Source organism: Coleofasciculus sp. G3-WIS-01 (assembly GCF_040223135.1).
Taxonomy (GTDB): domain Bacteria; phylum Cyanobacteriota; class Cyanobacteriia; order Cyanobacteriales; family Coleofasciculaceae; genus Coleofasciculus.
The window spans coordinates 1-19020 of record NZ_JAVJZI010000251.1 but is presented as its reverse complement, the minus strand read 5'-3'; the positions used below and the strand labels follow the sequence as shown (position 1 = coordinate 19020).

Below are 19020 nucleotides of genomic sequence, written 5' to 3'. Positions count from 1 at the left end.
ATTAAGGTGAAAAGTGCTGTAATGCGTTATATTGGGGAGCATCCCCATTTTGCACGTTAGCTCTTTTTGGAGGTCTGAAACCATTGAAATACTGTTGTTTTAGGTGATGTTGTTTTCCAAATGGGATGCTCCCTTATATTGGCACTAGCATATCCTAAAAGTACAGCTAATTCTATCTAGAACGCCATAAGAGTAAAATCTGAATTGTACTGACATAGTCTATGCAAAATCCTCCCTCCGAAGAAGAACTCCAACAAACCCTTCGCAACTACCTGGAAAACTGGGCGAAGGAAAACCTGCCTGACTTTAACGAACTCAGCGAAGACACCTCGACTGAAACCCTTGAAGAAATCACCAAATCCCTTGAGCAACTAGCAGACACTGAATTTGAAGCAATTACCCAAGACGCCACTGGCCAATTCATTGATGCTATCGAAGCCACCTTTCAAGACTGGGCAAAAACGGCTCGCGAGGAACTTGATCCCGACGGTGCGGGGAACCAAGTCATTTATAAAGCTATGCTCAACTTCTTTGAAGCTGACGATTGGCCCCTCGTTGAAGATGAAGATGAACCTATTCTATACATGAACTTCCAGGGTGAAAATGGTCAATGGCACTGCCTTGCTAAGGCGGGAGAAGCAGAAGACCAATGTGTATTTTACTCCCTTTATCCTGAAGCTGTTCCCGAAGATAAACGCTTAACCCTTGCCGAATTTATCACCCGTGCCAACTATGGCATGATTCTCGGCAATTTTGAACTCGACTTCGATGATGGTGAAATTCGCTATAAAACCAGCATAGATGTTGAGGGAGACAGGCTCACCCCTACCCTGGTGCAAAATCTCGTCTATACCAATGTCATGACAATGGATCAATACCTACCTGGTATTCTGGCTATCCTCGAACAGAATTTAACAGCCAAAGATGCGCTTGAGCTGGTTGAGAAACAACTCGAAACCAACGAACAGCCATTGTCATAAGAACGATAATCAAGTGGTATGTTTGTAGTGAGGACTTTAGTCCTCTTGTCACAGGCGCTTCTCTCGCCTACGACAAACAGGATTGTATCAAGTTATGTCGAATGCCACTGACTTAAAGCTGGTGGGCAATGCCCACCCTACGGTAGATCAAAGGTTTCGGTGATACAAAAATGCTTATTTCAGTGCCATTCAAGTTATGTCTCTTGATTAAACGAATTAACCCGTCGCAAATCTAATGTTAACGGATACTCCGGACTCAATGATAATGGTGGAATCGAAATTATCCCTGGTGTATGATCCTGGGGAATAAACCGTTCCAACATACGTGACTCCGCTTCCCGGTGATTAACAGGAAATTTATCATAAACGATGCCATTGGGAGGATTCACGTCATAGCGACATCCGCCAATTGACCGTTGAATCCAGGTATCTACAATGTCAAATACTAATGGAGAATGAGAATTAATCGAGGGATGTAATAACGCCGCATATTCCCTGGCGCGGAAGCGTACCCCACCCACATAATCTCCCGGTATCCCTGTAGACTTTAACGGCACCGGATAACCATTACAAGTAACCTGATAACGGGATGAAAAAATATCTCGATTTGGCGAATGTCCCATCGCTCCCCGCAATCTCACCTGCATCCTTTCCATGGAAGAATCCACATAACGAGCCGTTCCGCCAGTACCCGTTTCTTCCCCTAAAACATGCCAGGGTTCGATCGCGTGTCGTAATTCTAACTCAATTCCCTCTCGGCTAATCTCGCCATAGCGCGGGAAACGGAACTCAAAAAACGGCTCAAACCACTCCCATTTAAACGGATACCCCGCCTCCTGTAACTCGCTGACTACCTGCCGCAAATCCTCGCCGATGTAGTACGGTAACAGAAAGCGATCGTGCAACATCGTCCCCCAGCGAATTAAATTCTGGGTATAGGGATGATCCCAGAACCACGCCACCAGGGCCCGAATCAGCAGCATTTGCAGTAAACTCATTCTCAGATGGGGAGGCATCGCAAACGCCCGAAACTCAAGTAAGCCCAACTGATTTCGGTAATTTTCCACCGGATAAAGCTTATCAATACAGAAGGCGGTGCGGTGGGTATTTCCGGTCACATCAACTAAGAGATTGCGTAACAATCGGTCTACTAATTCCGGCGATACCTCCTCACCCGGTTGTAACCTTTGAAAGACAATCTCTAACTCATACAAACTCTCATGTCGCGCCTCATCAACACGGGGTGACTGACTGGTTGGTCCAACAAATAACCCAGCAAACAAATAGGACAAACTGGGGTGATTTTGCCAATAACTAATCAAACTTCTTAATAAATCGGGACGCCGTAATAGAGGACTCTCTAATGGAGTTTTGCCGCCAATCGTAATATGAGCACCGCCCCCCGTACTCACTCGCCGTCCATCTAACGTATATTTTTCTGTCCCCAAACGACAAAGCCGCGCCTCTTCATACAGCGTTGTGGTAATATCAACCAATTCCTGCCAATTTCCTGCCGGATGAATATTCACCTCAATCACACCCGGATCAGGCGTAATTTGAAACCCTTCAATTCCCGCATTACCGGGAGGCGTATAGCCTTCAATTAACACCGGGGTTTTGACCTTTGCGGCTGTCTGTTCAATCGCGGTGATTAAATCTAAGAAACTTCGCGCTGAAGTCAGAGGCGGTAGAAAGATATGCAGAATTCCTTGTCGAGCTTCTACACTTAAAGCAATACGAATTGCATTATCGGGCGAATCAATAAATTCAGGACTTGGTATGGCTGGGTTAGCGTCCAACGGTACAATTCCTTCCTGTACCAATTCCGCAGACCAATCTATGGAATTCAGGGGTAAACGGAACCCGGCGGGGGAGTCGCCAACCAGAAGATTCAACTTCTCATCCGGGAATCGCCAATGACAGGTACTCCAATACAATTGCTCATCTTTTAATACCGGTAATATCGGTAAAACATACCCACCGATGTCCCCTTCATTTTCATAAGCTGGAATAATACAGGTTGGATTAACACCTAGATGCTTCGCTAACGCCTGAATAAATGTCTCCCCGTGCTTTTGTGTATGACTGTAATTCTTCCCTTCCTCTGCATACCACTCTGGATTACGCCAAATAGGAATACCATCACTGCGCCAATAGCATCCCAATGCCCAACGGGGTAAAATCTCGCCGGGATACCATTTCCCTAAACCATAATGGAGTAATCCACCTCCCTTAGAAAACCGGGCTTCTAAGCGTTTGAGTAACTCTCCGGCAATTTTCCGTTTCTCATCACCGAGGGCAGCAATTTGCCATTGGGGAGATTCAAAATCGTCAATGGAAACAAAAGTGGGTTCACCGCCCATGGTTAAGCCCACACCTGCACCTTGTAGGGTTTCCTCTACAGCTTTCCCTAAGGTATCAATCTCTTGCCATTGGGTTTCCGTATAGGGTTGACTGGGGCTGGCGATGTTCTCATGGCGCGACACCGTTACAGCAAACTCCAATCGAGACTGGCAAGATTCACTGGTTCCCCTCACTGGAGACGCCGCTTCTGGGTTGGGAGTACAGACAAGGGGAATATGTCCTTCCGCCGCCAAGTAACCTGATGTGGGATCTAAACCAATCCAACCGGCACCAGGAAGATACACTTGTGCCCAAGCATGAAAATCGGCACAATCGGCTTCGATACCTTGAGGTCCATCTATAGGGGGGTTGTCTTCTTTGAGTTGAATCAGATAACCAGATACAAATCGCGCCGCTAAACCATAATGCCGCAAGATTTGCACCAGTAACCAGGCGGTATCGCGACAGGAACCAACTTTTTTGGTCAGGGTTTCTTCACAGGATTGAATCCCGGCTTCTAAGCGAATGGTATGAGAAATATCCTGGGCAAGCTGTTGATTAAGCGTTCCTAAAAATTCGGTAATATAGATATCACTTTTTCGATTCGTTTCTACCCAAGCTGATAAGAGTTTTTCCGATTCGCTGATTTCTTGAAAAGGACTTAGTTCTTTTTGTAGCTGGGGATCATAGTTAAAGGGATAGCGTTCAGCATACTGTTCCACCAAGAAATTGAAGGGGTTAATGGGTTGCAGTTGGGCAATAATATCGACTTCAATAGCGAGAGTATCGGTAGGCTTAGGAAAATTCAACCGGGCTAGGCGGTTCCCGTAGGGATCATTTTGCCAGGTCAAGCTATGCTCTTGAGGCTGGATGGTTAGAGAATAACTTTGAATAGGTGTGCGACAGTGAGGTGATGGACGCAATCCTAGGGTGTGGGGACCAAGAATAACGGGGCGCTCGAAGTGATAGGCAAGCTGATGATTTAGGTTAACTTTGATGGACATTGGTCATCCTTTTGTCATTGGTCTGGAAATAGGAAATTGATAATTGATAATTAATAATTGATAATTTATTATTTAATGCAATTTCTGCTCTGGGAGGATGTTAGTGAAAGCAGATTGACAAATTAAGGGGGTAGGTTGGGTCGAGCGAGGTACGACTCCCGACAAGAATCTGTTGAGTGTCACTGGGTTCAATCCAACCTACAAATGTGAGCGGCTTCCCCTGTTCCCTTTAAAATCAGTGGTGTGACACGTTATACCAATTTTCCATGATGTTGCGCCATATCCGCCCCCCCTGGCGATAGCCCGGAGGGTGTATTCGTTGCATGATTACAGAAAAATGGTAGTAGAGTGTCCACTATCAGATTTAATTGAGCTGATGTCCGCAACTTGAACAAAAGCGAGCGCTAGGAGTCAGGGATGAGCCGCATTGAGGGCAAAAGCGTTTGCTGCTTTGAGCCGGAGACGAAGATGGCTTCGGTGATCCCATCCGCATCTCCATATTGCCCATCCGCATTTCCATAGGGTTCATGTTCATTTGCATGTCTCCCATATTCATCGGCTTCATCGGTTCCATCGGCTTCATCGGTTCCATCGGCTGCATCGGCTGCATCGAAGGCATGGATGAAGCGGGTGTGCTATCGACTTGCTGCACTTGCATTTGTTGGGAACTACCAACAGAGGGAGTTCCACTGATTACGCCCATGCTGCTTCCTTGCACTTGGATAAAATGGTCACCTTGCGCTGTCGAAATCTTTAACACCACACCGTTAGGCGTGCGGAATATCTCCGGCGGTGATGTCCAGTTTCCCGTTTGAAACCCGTTACTGGCTTGTTGCTGCTGTCCGGGACTACCACTGAGAGTGGTGACAACCGTCTGTGTTCCTTGATTATCGAGGTAAACTCTGTGGCCCGTGCCTATCTCGCATACGTAAGCCATAATAACCTCTCCCCAAAAATTCTTCTTATATCATTATTGAGGGGAAAGGCAACATTGATGAAACTTCTTAACAATTGTGTTAGATCAAGTCCAATCAGTAGGTCAGCACGGGTTAAAGTGAACGGTGAGGATCGTCATTGGCTCTATGTTCTTTGTCATTGGGAAGGGTTTGAGGGAGGTTTACACAACGTAACATCGTTAAGGGGAACCTCTAGGCGTTTCTGGGGAACTGCCCCCTGTAATGCCACAGTTGAGGTGGTGCGATCGGCGAAAATTGGCTTCTGGGTTCCCAGCATTTCCAGAATCATCTGGAAGTTTTTGGCATCTAAATCAACGGTGCGTTCTTGCTCACCATCTGCATAGGTAAACCAAAAGTGACCTTTGTTTTCCAGAGATTTCCACAATGCCTGATAGCTGGTAATTCGTTTCATCCCATCTTCCCCATCTTCCCCACCTCCCCCATCTTCCCTATTTACGCCCAGGCTCCAGTCTGGATATCGTTATCGGGCCAATGTACGGCAACAGCCGATGTGGAGTGATCGCCGAAAATCGGCTTATCTGTATCTAAAATATCGAGCATGATTCGGAAATTGTCTGCATCTAAATCTTCCGTGCGTTCTCTATCGCCATCAAAATAGGTAAACCAAAAGTGACCTTTATTGTCTAGGGGTCTCCACAGTGCCTGATAACTGGTAATCCGTCTCATTTGCATTTCGGGTTTTTTCATATCTGGCTGACTTTGAGTGCTTCTACTTTCCATCGTTGACAGATGCCCCTGTTGCATGTTGGTTCTAAGTGTGTACTTATGTTTCGATTTTACGCTAAAGTACAATGAAACGGAATCACCTAAATCTAGTGGTGTGACACAACTAAAATTGTGGAAGAGATTTTACGGTTAAATCGGACACCATCCTTTGCGCCCTTACGGTTTCTGGGTGTGCCACACTCCTCATCCCACTGATTCCGCCACGGGCAAGATTACCCTAAAGGCGTGGGATTAAATTCTCGGGCTTGAGTTTCTACTTTGCTCTCGCTACAGAAGCTGTTGCTCCATTTTATGCTTGTAGAGCGCTACTTCAATCGTGGTCGCTAAATCTTTGGATTCAAAGGGCTTGAGCAAGTAACCATAAGGTTCTGTGAGTTTAGCCCGCTCCAGAGTCTCCGCATCATTATAGGCACTCAGATATACTATTGGTAGTTGGAACTGTTGGCGCATTTGAGCCGCCGCTTCAATTCCATCCATGTCGCCCTTGAGCTTGATATCCATCAGCACTAAGTCTGGAGGGTTTTGCCGGATTCCAGTAAGCGCAACTTCGGCGGATATCACATTGGCGGTTATGATATATCCGAGGGCTTCTAGTCGATTTTGAATACTGAGAGCGACAACCCTCTCATCTTCAACGACTAAAATTTTGGCTTTGACCATTTGTTTAGTTGAAAATACAAAATGATGCGTCCTAACCGCTATGGCGATTGCTATAATTACAACTTCCAATGGGAAAAGTAATATTAACTTCTGTTCCCTTTTCCAGGTTAAAGCTTAGATCACCCTCCAATTGTTCAGTCAGAACATTAATGAGTTGTAATCCTAATGATTTAGGTTTAGCAAATTCAAGGTTTGGTGGAAATCCCACGCCATTATCTTTGACCGTTAGGTGACATCGATCACCCGATTCTGCGGTAAGAAATACCTCAATCGTCCCTTCTCTGTCATCCGGAAACGCATATTTGAGAGCGTTGGAGACTAATTCACTAATAATCAAACCACAGGGAATGGCTGTATCAATGGTTAAGTTAACCTCATGGATATAAAATTCTAAATTCACTTGGTTGGATTCGACAATATAAATTTGAAACAAATAACTGGTCAGATTCTCTATGTACTCGGCAAAGTTAATCCGGGCAAAATCTTGAGATTGATATAATTTTTCATGAACCAGCGCCATTGACTTAACCCGATTCTGACTTTCCTGGAATAACTCCACTGTCGTTGGATCGGTAATGTACTGAGATTGTAAATCCAACAGACTCGAAATCACCTGCAAATTATTTTTAACCCGATGGTGAATTTCCTGAAGCAAGACTTCTTTTTCTCGCAGAGAGGCTTGAATTTGGATTTCAGCTTGCTTGCGCTCCGTGATATCCAGATTAATTCCCATCACCCGTACAGGCTGACCCGTTTCATCGTAAAATACCTGAGATTTGCTTTCCACCCAACGCAGGTTACCCTCGTTTCTGAGAATGCGAAATTCAATATCATAGCAATCTTCCTGCTGATCAATCGCTAGTCGATCCGCCTGGTTGACGCGATCGCGATCTTCGGGATGAACCATTTCCAGGAACGTTTCGTAGCTAATCTGCGTAGTTTTGGCGTCTAACCCATACAGATGTTGCAGATGATAGGAACAGGTAATTTGTTCCGTCTCCAGATTTCTATCCCAGAATCCCATACGAGCCGCATCTAGGGCTAAACGTAATTGCTCTTCACGTTGGCGTAGCTGTTCTTCGGCGAGCTTACGTTCTGTCACATCCAGATTTAGTCCAATTGTCCAGATAGGCTGACCTGTTTTGTCATAAATAATCTGACCTTTGCTTTGAATCCAACGCACAATCTGATCGGGCCAAATAATCCGGTATTCAATATCATAATCATCCCCCGTTTGAATTGCATTTTGCATATTTTTTTTCACCCGTTCTTTATCTTCCGGGTGAACCTTTTCTAAAAATTTTTCGTAGGGAATTTCTGGACTATCAAATGCCAATCCATAGAGTTGTTCGAGGCGATGAGACCAAGTGATGGTTCCAGTTTGCAAATTCCAATCCCACTTTGCCATTTGTGCGGCATCTAGGGCAAGACGTAAGCGGGCTTCACTTTGCTGTAAGAGTTCCTCTGCCAGTTTACGGGCGGTGATATCTGTACTCACACCGAGAACTTGATTTACCTGTCCATCTGGAGAAACTAAGGGAGTTTTAATGGTTTGATACCACCGCATTTCACCCCTGTGATTCCAGGAAAATTCTTCGGGAATTAACTTCGGCTGTAAGGTCGTCAATATCTCTTGGTCTTCAGCGAGGAAGCGTTCTACCTCTGCCGCATTATTATGAAGTTGTGCTGTTGTTTTTACCAGCAATTCCTCTACCGGAATACCCCAATGCTCGGCAAACATGCGATTTGCTAAGATATAATTTCCCATTTTGTCTTTAACATGAATTAAATTCGGATTTGTGTCAATAATTGTTTGCAAAAAATCTTTTTGATTTTGCAATTCTTGCTGAGCTTTTTGACTTTGAGTGACATCAATTCCCACACAAACAATATTTGTTCCTTGCTGGTATTTCTGAGCAGCAATCAGGTGGTATCTACGTGAACCATTAATATTAATTTCAAGAATATTTTGGTCAGTTTGAGCCGAACTCTCTATAAACTGCTCGATATAGCTGACAAAGGTCGGATTATTGTTGAGAAAGCCGAGGGGTTGACCAACAAAATTTATCGGCGACATGTTGAACATGTCTGCCAAATACTGATTAACTCCCAGGTATTGTCCTTGGCGATTCATCCAGGAGACGCACCCTGGCACCGCATCCAAAACCGCTTGCAGTTGCTCCTTGGCTTGTTGTAATTGTATCTCTATCGTCTGACGGTGAGTAATTTCTTGCTGGAGGCGGATATTCGCTTGTTCTAATTCGGCGGTTCGTTCGCCAACTCGTTGTTCCAATTGGAGATGAGCCTGTTGCAGGAGAAATTCAGCCTGTTTGCGATCGCTAATATCTTGAATCAGAGCAATCGTGTACTCCGAGAAGCCATTAGCGCCACGAACGGCTGACACCGACACATTTACCCAAACCAGATGACCTTGCTTGTGAATATAGCGTTTTTCGGCGTTCAGGTGAGTAATTTCCCCAGTGATCAGTTTCTGTAAGTTTTGATAGCACTCTGTCAGATCATCGGCATGGATAAACAGATGGAATGACTTATTTAATAATTGATCAGCGCTGTAGCCGAGTAGATCTTGCAGCGCCCGATTAGTATGCATGACCCGCCCTTGATCATTCGCGATCGCCATCCCAATCGGCGCCAACTCAAATACGGTGCGGAAACGCGCTTCACTGTCACGCACAGCTTGTTGAGCCTGCTGAATTTCGGTAATATCGCGGCAAACGCTGAGGACGAATTCGACGGAACCATCCGGGGCAAATTCGGGCACCAGACGCGATTGGTAATACCGTTGTCCATGGGGGGTCAAGAAACTGAATTCACTCTCATTTTCCTCACCCGTCTGGAACACAGTTTGTAAGGATTCCTCCCATACTGGGATAACAGAGTCTGGTAATTTTAATTCCCGGTGGGTTTTCCCCAGAAAGTCCTGATAGGGTATACCTGTTTCCTGTTCAATGACTGGATTGACGTAGACATGACGCAGATTGCGATCAAAGCGAGCGACGATATCCGGAGAATGATCCAGTAGGACTCGAAATTCCTGTTCCCGTTGATTGAGCGTGTCTGCAATCTGTTTGTCTTCGGTAATATCTTCGGTAATCGTGGCGAGGAGAACTTGAGAAACACCTGTTTGGCTTTCCCCCCAGGGATTAGGGATGATAAAAGAGCGCGATCGCACCCATCGGATTGAGCCATCAGATTTGACAATTCGATACTCTTGCGGCACTTCACTCGCGGGTTGTTGAGTCCAAGCCGCCGCCACTCGCTCTCGATCCCTGGGCTCAATCCCATTGAGGATACACTGTAGATACCCTCCCGGATGACTCAATAATTGTTCAGGAGTGTGACCCCATATCTGCTCAGCCGCCCCATTGACATATAATAACTGATGCCGATTCACCGAGGTCAACCAAAAGACATCCGCAAAAGGTTCTGTCATCCCACTTTATCCTTAATCTGGCTATAAAAATTGTAAAGACAACCCGGTTGGTTGTCTTCGACAGCGCTATGAAAAAATACGATTTTACGGAATCAGTTTCGGAATTGTCAAACAATTGTCAACAGGGGGACAGGGCGGGAGCAGAGCAAGGTTTTGTCGATGTCCGATAACTTTACTCACACCCGCCCTTGTTGGGGGTAGCAACTTGGTTTAATTAAAGCAGGACCTTTGTCTTTGCTGTACCCCTACCCAAGATAGATTTTGTCCAGGATGTTTACCGCTACTTACCCTTGTGCTGCCATGGACAGGATTAGGTCAATCATGCGATTAGAATAGCCCCACTCGTTGTCATACCAAGCCACGACTTTGAAGAAGTTGGAGTTGAGTTCCATACCTGCCCCAGCATCAAATATGCTAGAACGGGGATCGGTAGTGAAGTCTGTAGAAACAACGGAGTCGTCCGTATATCCCAGAATCCCTTTTAGTTCCCCTTCCGAGGCTTTCTTCATCGCGTCACAGATTTCTTGATAGCTGGTGGCTTTGTCGGTACGGAAGGTGAGGTCAACCACCGAGACATCGGGAGTCGGTACACGGAATGCCATGCCGGTAAGTTTGCCTTTGAGTTCGGGTAGAACTAAAGTGACGGCTTTGGCTGCACCTGTAGAGGCGGGGATAATGTTTTGAGTCGCACTGCGTCCACCCCGCAAGTCTTTCTTACTCGGTCCGTCTACAGTGGGTTGGGTTGCGGTCATGGCGTGAACGGTGGTCATCAAACCTTCTGCCAAACCGAAGTTGTCTTGAATGACTTTGGCAATGGGAGCGAGGCAGTTTGTGGTGCAACTGGCGTTGGATACGACAGTATGCTTGTCGGGATCGTAGCTTTTGTGATTCACACCCATCAAGAGGGTGGGGACTTTTTCTGGGTCTTTTTCTTTAGTGGGAGCCGAGATGACGACTCGCTTCGCCCCTGCGGTGAGGTGCTTGGATGCACCAGCATAATCGGTAAATAGACCCGTGGACTCAACCACATACTCAGCGCCATATTTACCCCACGGTAGTTCTTCTGGATTCTTGATTGAGACGCAGGGGATCACCTTATCGTTGACGACAATGGCGTCGGGTTTGGCTTCTACCTTACCGTTGAAACGACCATGGGTTGAGTCGTACTTTAACAAATAGGCGATACTCTCTGGCGGAACTAGGTCGTTAATGCAGCAAAACTCGATATTGGGGTTTGCTAGTCCAGCCCGGAAAACTAGGCGTCCGATGCGACCAAATCCATTAATGCCGACTTTGATAGGTGCCATGAAATTCTCCTTTTGGTTAATTTGTACTGAAGTATGCCAGGGTATGCTCTAGGGTACAGCGTCAAAGGGGAGCATACTAAGTATCAGCTAATATCAGCGTTCTCAGCAGCATTCGTCTGACCATCTGACATGAACTCTACCCGTGTCTTCTTTAGGTTTTCTTTAGAATGCTCCCTGCTCAAGAGTTAGGTATCTCCTACTGTTTATAGACGGATTGTCAATTCTTTTCAAGCTTGCAGGTTTCGGCAAGATTCGTCAATTGGCATTTGGAGAATCATTTTCCAGGACGTTGAACCTAAATCTGCTAAAACTGATACTGAAAATTTAGTCAAGCTGATCCGGTGTAGACGGATGTTGCCTGTGTCTATCTCTACGATTGAAAAACTTGATTGATGAGCTTGCCCTGAGCCGTTGAGTAGCTCCATTATCCTTCTCGAAGAGAGTTGCTAGCTTGGCATAAGTCAAAGGATGGGATAGGTAGGTTGGGTCGAGGAGCTTGTTACCTCACAAAAAAGGCTAAATCCCTTGCTAGAAACCAAATTTATCTAATCATAAAAATGAGACAAATATGAATAAAAAATGAAAATAGTAGAAAAAGGGATTCTAAATTTAGTTACTAAAAATGCTGGATTAAAACTTTAAATTATGCTATCTTTAAAAATAATGAAAGGGAGTAGCTCCTGGTCATAATATTACCAGGATACCTGAATCAACATACTGGCGGTAAGCAACCCCGGTCTAAAGACACGGAGCTTTAGCCAAATAAGTTAAAGCTGTGCTTACCAGCCTAAGTGCTAAGCGCACTACGTTATCGGCAAGTGTTAAAGACCTACCTGCGGATACGATAGCCAGTTTGCTGCTCTAGAACCGAAAAGTTAAACAGTTTTAAGGTCACTGAAACAGTGCTTTTTGGACAGTTACCGACCGATAACCTTGGCGAGGCTAACTTTACCCCAGAAATGGGTGAAAACCGGAGGGGCAACCATACCCCTCCACCCCGAAAGGGGAATTCAATATTAGAGGCGGTTAAAACCGCTACCGCGCGTTTATCCCCGGTCTGAAGCTTGCCCTCGAGTGAAGCGAAGGGACACGGGGTTTCCCACAACGGAGGCGTTCTGATGACAACCTACCTGAATAACTGGTTTACCTTATTTTACTTTTTTTGGTTCGGAAGCAGTTCCGGGTAGGTGATGCTGCGTTTAAATTTTGTCAGAACCCGGAACCCACAAGGAACCGGGTTTTTTTGTTGTCCACTGATTGTATAAAGGAATTCGTCTGATGTTGAATGCTACACTTGCCACTCAATCCGATCGCAAAACTCTGGTTCATCTTTCGGATCGTATCGCGTTCGGGGGTGAGGAACTGGTGATAATTGCTGGTCCTTGTACGGTTGAGAGTCAATCGCAGATGGAAACGGTTGCGACTCAATTGCAACGCGCCCCAGTTCAAGGGTTACGCGGCGGTGCTTTCAAACCCCGTACTTCTCCTTACTCGTTCCAAGGGTTAGGGATAGAGGGACTAGAGATATTATCTCAGGTGCGATCGCGTCATCAGATTCCTGTGGTGACGGAAGTTATGTCCATTTCCCAAATCGAGTTAGTGGCTGCCCATGCTGATATGCTTCAAGTGGGTAGTCGTAATATGCAAAACTTTGATTTACTCAAAGCCTTGGGTGAAGTTAATAAACCGATTCTGCTGAAGCGGGGACTAGCGGCGACTCTAGAAGAATTCGTCATGGCAGCTGAATATATTCTCAGTCATGGGAATTCTCAGGTGGTGCTGTGTGAACGCGGGATTCGTAGTTTCGATACCTATACCCGGAATGTCTTGGATTTAGGGGCAGTTGTGGCACTCAAGCAGATGACCTCATTACCTGTGATTGTAGATCCTTCCCATGCGACGGGCAAACGGGAATTAATTCCCGCCTTAGCGAAAGCGGCTGTCGCAGTGGGTGCGGATGGATTAATCATTGAGTGTCATCCAGAACCGGAAAAATCCGTATCTGATGCCCGTCAAGCGTTATCGTTAGATGATATGGTGCAGTTGGTTCACAGCTTACACCCCGTCGCCGCCGCCGTCGGGCGAAAAATTCCCGCCCGTTTAGCGGCTGTGTCAGCTTGAGGTTGAATTTTCGCGATCGCGCAAACTAAACAGGGATCTAATTTTTTAGTTGAGTTTTCGGTTAATGCGATCTTCTCATCCCGGAACCCGTTCCGGGATGTTGTCATTTTGTCAGCTTGAAGCTGGATTCGCTAAACTGCTTTCCGCACAAGAAGTATAACTATTCCCATAACTAGAAAACCAACTCCCCACCAAAGAGAGTTGCCAGGGAAACTCTTGAGCAAGAGGGTTACGATTCCCGAAGTAAAAAGCGACCACCCTATCGTTGTTCTATATTGCATAAATTATAGCTAAGCCTCAAAGATTTAATGAACAGGGATGTACCCTGAGATACTGCTTAGGATAGTCTGGAAATCAGATGACAACCTCCATCAATAGAGATAGAGGGATTGCAACTGCTAACTCCAGACAACTCCCAAAATCAGCTTTTGCACACTTAAAAACGCGATCGCACTCGTTCCCACCAGAAACGCAAACCCATACCCCGCTAGAGTTCCCGCCACTGTTATCGCAATGGCGACTAACCGACTTGTGAGTTTGAAACTGACAATCGCTGTGACTATTCCTCCCAACACCGCCCCGACAATGGCAATTTGAGGATTGTTGTCACTCATGCTTCCAGCATAGTGGTCAGTGAACAGTAAACAGTGATCGATAACTGATAACTGATAACTGATAACTGATAACTGATAACTACCTGAATTACCGGGAATTCACGACAGGAATGTGACCATTGATATAGTAGTTTCGGGTTCCTTTAGCATTAAGAGCTTCCCCTAACCGATTCAACGCATGAACGTAAGCGGCGGTTCGCAGGGAAACAGCTAACTCCTTAGCAATTGACCAGATCTGTTGGCTTTCCTCCACAATTTTCTGTTTCAGATGCTCATTCACTTTTGCCAATGTCCAATAGAGTCCACTGCGGTTCTGCACCCATTCAAAATAGCTCACCGTCACCCCTCCCGCATTGACTAAAATATCAGGAAAGACGAGAATACCTTTGCTATCTAAAACTTTATCGGCTTCGGAGGTAATCGGACCATTTGCCACTTCAAAGATATATCGGGCGCGGATATCATTGACATTATCCAGGGTAATTTGATTCTCCAACGCGGCGGGAATCAGAATGTCTACATCTAAGGCTAAGAGTTCCGCATTGGTTAACTGTTCATGTTCAACAATATTGCAAACGGTGTCTTGACAGTAAACCGCTTGCAGGCTTTGACTTGAGGTTTTATACTGACGAATGCTGGGAATATCTAAGCCTTTTTTGGCATAAATTCCGCCTTGAGAATCACTGATGGCGACAACTTTATACCCGGCTTTTGCCAACAATTCTGCCAATACCGCCCCGGCTTTACCAAATCCCTGAATCGCGATTGTGGTATATTGGGGAGTTAGATCCAGTTTAGGCGCTATGGATTCAATCACAAAGTAAGCCCCAGCCGCCGTTGCGCCGTCGCGTCCCACACTTCCACCCATGGTGATGGGTTTACCAGTGACGACACCGGGACTAATTTGACGGCGGATGATACTATATTGATCCATCATCCACCCCATAATCATGGCGTTGGTGTAAACGTCAGGGGCGAGAATATCAACATCGGGTCCGATAAAATCTGCTATAGCGTCAATGTAACCGCGACTGAGGCGTTCGAGTTCTAGCTTGGATAAGGTTTTGGGATTTACTGTCACTCCCCCTTTAGCACCACCGAAGGGTAGATTTAAGACGGCACATTTAAATGTCATCCAAAAGGCGAGGGATTGAACTTCATCCAGGGACACGTTGGGATGATAGCGTACACCACCTTTTCCGGGTCCCCTGGTGTCATCATATCGCACCCGATACCCTTGTACCATTTGTAATGAGCCATCATCCATGCGAACCGGGATGGACACACTTAGGCTCATTTTGGGATGCTTTAAGCGTGCGATCGCATCCTCAGAAATTAAAACATGTTTCATCGCGGCTTGCAATCTGGTGCCAGCATCGGCTAATAATGAATCAGACATTCCATTGTTCCTCCTATTGGACTATTGGGTTGACGACGCGAGAGAATTTCACAGCAAGGCAAATCCCCCCTGGGGTTGGGTTGAACTGGGGAACTCAATCACCAGCGTTAGCCTCAGCATTGTTGACGATTGAAGTTCCTGATGATCAGACTCCAGCGCCAGTGGGGTAATTTTTGGTTTGGATTAAGCAAAACTTATATTAGACGCGAGCGATAGCGCTTACAGATGAACAAAGCAGCGTTTTAATCTCTCCTTTTTCGAGGAAAGATTAAAGCCGATGTGATTTGTCCTTACTATGATTATTTCACGAGACTTGATTAAATTGTTAATAAAGTGTAGTTTTTGTTACTTTTTTAAGATAAAGTTAACATTTAGTCGGTTTGTAGTTGCGCTGTCGAAAGCTGGTATATAGCTCCGACTTATAATATCAGCGCGATCGCTATTCCTCTAATCGCTAATTCACTCTCTCATTTCTGGAATGTATGGACATAAGCATAACCATCTGTTTTCCAGATTGACTCAAAATACTTCCAGTTGATGCTTTGCAGTTTTCCTTTGACTGTAGTCAAGTCAAAGACCCGATAAGCTCTCACTGTCACTCGCCCAATGTGCGTTCCTTGATTTTTCCCGGTGGGGACAATGGCGCGAACAATATCACCTGTCTTAAATCCATGAAACTCTTTGGTGCGAGTTCTAACGCTATGACTGCCATCTTTTTTTCGGCGTGGGAAACCAAATTTATTGATTTGTGCCATTTTCCGATGCCCATGTCCCGTTGCCTTGATTACCAAAGGATTAATGTTGCGAGTTATTAAATTCTCTCTTGTTGATTGTCCTACGCTTGCAGCATCCAGCCAATGGGTTTTCGGTAAACCTAGGCGGGTACGATTAAACTTTGTCCTGCCACCTGTCCCCGTTTCAACAGGCAAACCCGTAGCCCTTAGCTGTTCTTGCAACGCCCATCGGGTAGAGTTGACGGCAGCAGTATCCTTAAGGGGACGTTTGGCTTGAGCTAATATTCGTTGGAGAACATCCGGTTTCTTTTTGAGAAACTGCTCTACAGATTGGGTTCCTTTTTTCAGGTTACATGACTCACAAGCTAGACATAAATTAGAGATTCGATTGCTGCCTCCTTTGGATTTGGGGTAGATATGTTCAATCTGTAAGGGAACACCGGAAACTCCACAGTAAGCACACTTGCGGTTCCATTTGTCCAATAGATACTCCCGGACTTCGTAACCAAAAAGTTCTCCTTGCTGATACTCAATACCAGTTATTTCCGGGTTATTGAGTCGCTGAGTATCAAACCGTACCAGCTCTATTGAAATACTGGAAATTGGAGCCAACTTTCTCAACCGATTTACCCAAGTTAGAGTGGTGTCTACCCGATGTTGGAGACTAGGAGCCAACCAACCTGCGGGACGTTTGCGGTTGAATCTAGGGCGTCGGTATCGAGTATGACGATTGCGGCGGCTACGACGAATCGCACTTCGACTGGACAAAGCCAATTGAATGGCAATTCCTCTATGGCTTAGTTCAGCCGCAAATGCGACTCGGTTTCCTTCTAAAATGGCTAGTCCAGTTACTCGGGAGCCCGGATCAATTTTTAGTCGATGTTCCGTAACAATGGGCTTTTTTACCTCCTGTTTCAAAATAATGGTGAAGGGATACCGTTTCCACACAGCCGCCCTACCAGAAGAAAGAAGCTTTCTGGCTTTAGCGGGATGACAACTGTTGAGCGGTTCCTGGTTTTGACTAATTACGAAAACTCGCATAATACGAAACTCCTATTGCTAGGGTAAATTGTGCCTCGTCAATGTTATTAAGGCTTGTTTATCCTCGCGTCACTGGCTATACCTAAATCACCTGTTTAAACGAAAGACGGCTTTTAGACTATGAGCTGGCAAGCACTTATAGATTCCATGACCCTAATAACGTAGCGTTTGCTTAGACTGGCTATCTGCCCGTAGATAGATCTACCCATTCTCTAATCAAAGCCAATCCTCAAGGTGAGCAGGTCAGATTTGCTTTCTTGATCAATTGAGAGAGTCCCTACAGTAGCTAAACCTGTGCCGACAATTAACTTATGAATTATTAATACTGTTATCTATCAACCAAGTCGATAGCATCTTTGTCAACTCCTGATTAAGCACCTTATACCCCCTGCGGTTGATATGCAAAGTATCGTAAACGTATTGGCTTTGCACTTGCTGATTCTCACCCAGGAGCGAATAGGCATCTAAAATTAAGACATTTTTGGCTTTTAGCGAGTAGAGGTAAGCATTGACTTCTTTAACCGCTTGGGCGACATCAGGTGACCAAAAGGGTTGACGAATCAGCGGAACCGGACCAATGGGAAAAATGGTTGTTAATATCACAGTTGCATCACGGCTTAGGGAACGAGCGACAATCTGTTTAATATTAGCCTTGCAGTTGCTGATAATGGTGGCTTTTTGGTGAGGAAATAGTGGGATTGCTTTTAAGTCGTTAATTCCCACTTGGACAACGATAATATCGGTTTTTAAGGGTAAAATATGTTGCTCAAAACGTCCCAATACCTGAGTTGAGGTTTGATTGCCAATGCCGCGATTAATAAAAGAAAAGCCATTGAGCTTTGCTGGAGAAACCCACATAGCCGCTCGCGAATCCCCAAAGAAGACGACGGTTACTGGGGATGTAGTTAATGAACTATCGGGCAATGAATCGTTATTAAATGTTTGTAGTCCGAAGGGATCGAGATTGGTTTTATTTAGCTGTAGGTAGTATGATTTTGCTTGGGATAATAGAAATATATTAATAACCAACGATAGAACCAATGCGACCAAACTCAATAAAAACGTTAACCTAAATAACCGCTGTCGTTTCTGCATCTTGGCAAAGAATTAAAACCATGTAACTATATTTAAAACTTAAAGATAAAGGCAATTAAACTTTACTGAATAATACCAAAACTTGAATCTTGGGCTTAAGCTTAAGTTAGTACCATTCAAATCAAGTGTTTGAAAGCTTATTATCGGGCTGGATTGGCTCGAAACCCTTCAAAATTTCTTTAGGAATTCCCTGTGGGCGCATCGTAACTAAATCCACCCACACCCAGATCGCTTCGGCAATAACTAAGGGTTGCACTTGTGCTAATCAATGAATTTCATTAGAACTCCTCCGTTGTGGGAAACCCCGTGTCTTCAGACCAGGGAGGAACACGCGGTAGCGGTTTAAGAAGCATACTTTTTTAGGGGGTGAAGGGGTATGGTTGCCCCTCCAATTGTCTCCCATTTCTGGGGTAAAGTTAGCTTCGCCAATGTTATCGGTCGGTAACTATCCAAAAAGCACTGTTTCAGTGACCTTAAAACTGTTTAACTTTTCGGTTCTAGAGCAGTAGACTAGCGGGAGCATCTACGCACCATCTCTTGAACACTTGCCGATAACGTAGTCAGT

14 protein-coding genes are annotated in these 19020 nt (G+C 45.3%); 2 read left to right on the top strand and 12 right to left on the bottom strand.

The features are described from left to right. Positions 1 to 221 precede the first annotated feature (221 nt). Positions 222 to 980 carry a YbjN domain-containing protein gene (locus RIM23_RS26535; protein ID WP_446370889.1) on the top strand — a complete coding sequence of 253 codons (759 nt, stop codon included), beginning with the start codon at positions 222 to 224 and terminating at the stop codon, positions 978 to 980. 194 nt (positions 981 to 1174) lie between these two features. Here RIM23_RS26535 and RIM23_RS26530 read toward each other — a convergent pair whose 3' ends face one another. The 8 genes from RIM23_RS26530 to RIM23_RS26495 form a co-directional block, all read right to left on the bottom strand. Continuing rightward, positions 1175 to 4327, bottom strand: a complete 3153-nt coding sequence (locus RIM23_RS26530; RefSeq protein ID WP_446370887.1) for a transglutaminase family protein — start codon at positions 4325 to 4327, stop codon at positions 1175 to 1177. Between the two features lie 364 nt (positions 4328 to 4691). Beyond that, entirely contained in the window at positions 4692 to 5264 is a 573-nt protein-coding gene (locus tag RIM23_RS26525; RefSeq protein ID WP_446370885.1) for a zinc-ribbon domain-containing protein, read from the bottom strand. A 155-nt stretch (positions 5265 to 5419) separates the two neighbouring features. Continuing rightward, positions 5420 to 5695, bottom strand: a complete 276-nt coding sequence (locus RIM23_RS26520; RefSeq protein ID WP_446370883.1) for a hypothetical protein — start codon at positions 5693 to 5695, stop codon at positions 5420 to 5422. Positions 5696 to 5736: 41 nt separating this feature from the next. After that, positions 5737 to 6048 carry a hypothetical protein gene (locus RIM23_RS26515; RefSeq protein WP_446370881.1) on the bottom strand — a complete coding sequence of 104 codons (312 nt, stop codon included), beginning with the start codon at positions 6046 to 6048 and terminating at the stop codon, positions 5737 to 5739. A gap of 249 nt (positions 6049 to 6297) precedes the next feature. Further along, the gene (locus tag RIM23_RS26510) at positions 6298 to 6690 is read right to left on the bottom strand and encodes a response regulator (RefSeq protein ID WP_446370879.1); all 393 of its coding nucleotides are present in this window, start codon (positions 6688 to 6690) and stop codon (positions 6298 to 6300) included. Between the two features lie 31 nt (positions 6691 to 6721). Next, positions 6722 to 10144 carry a PAS domain S-box protein gene (locus RIM23_RS26505; RefSeq protein WP_446370877.1) on the bottom strand — a complete coding sequence of 1141 codons (3423 nt, stop codon included), beginning with the start codon at positions 10142 to 10144 and terminating at the stop codon, positions 6722 to 6724. A gap of 284 nt (positions 10145 to 10428) precedes the next feature. Further along, positions 10429 to 11451: a type I glyceraldehyde-3-phosphate dehydrogenase gene (gene gap, locus RIM23_RS26500; RefSeq protein ID WP_446339387.1), complete on the bottom strand. Its 1023-nt coding sequence runs from the start codon at positions 11449 to 11451 to the stop codon at positions 10429 to 10431. 227 nt (positions 11452 to 11678) lie between these two features. Next, on the bottom strand, positions 11679 to 11876 hold the full coding sequence (locus RIM23_RS26495; RefSeq protein WP_446370875.1) for a hypothetical protein: 198 nt from the start codon (positions 11874 to 11876) through the stop codon (positions 11679 to 11681). Positions 11877 to 12729: 853 nt separating this feature from the next. Here RIM23_RS26495 and aroF point away from each other — a divergent pair. Next, complete coding sequence (gene aroF / locus RIM23_RS26490; RefSeq protein WP_446370873.1) at positions 12730 to 13572, top strand: 3-deoxy-7-phosphoheptulonate synthase; 843 nt, start codon at positions 12730 to 12732, stop codon at positions 13570 to 13572. 398 nt (positions 13573 to 13970) lie between these two features. Here aroF and RIM23_RS26485 read toward each other — a convergent pair whose 3' ends face one another. The 4 genes from RIM23_RS26485 to RIM23_RS26470 all read right to left on the bottom strand — a co-directional run bounded on the left by RIM23_RS26485 (position 13971) and on the right by RIM23_RS26470 (position 18455). Beyond that, entirely contained in the window at positions 13971 to 14186 is a 216-nt protein-coding gene (locus tag RIM23_RS26485) for a hypothetical protein (RefSeq protein WP_446370871.1), read from the bottom strand. Between the two features lie 88 nt (positions 14187 to 14274). Continuing rightward, on the bottom strand, positions 14275 to 15585 hold the full coding sequence (locus tag RIM23_RS26480) for a Glu/Leu/Phe/Val family dehydrogenase (RefSeq protein ID WP_446370869.1): 1311 nt from the start codon (positions 15583 to 15585) through the stop codon (positions 14275 to 14277). A gap of 467 nt (positions 15586 to 16052) precedes the next feature. Beyond that, positions 16053 to 17360, bottom strand: coding sequence for an RNA-guided endonuclease IscB (gene iscB / locus RIM23_RS26475; RefSeq protein WP_446370867.1), 1308 nt, complete (start codon positions 17358 to 17360; stop codon positions 16053 to 16055). Positions 17361 to 17669: 309 nt separating this feature from the next. Next, complete coding sequence (locus tag RIM23_RS26470) at positions 17670 to 18455, bottom strand: SGNH/GDSL hydrolase family protein (RefSeq protein ID WP_446370865.1); 786 nt, start codon at positions 18453 to 18455, stop codon at positions 17670 to 17672. Positions 18456 to 19020 lie beyond the last annotated feature (565 nt).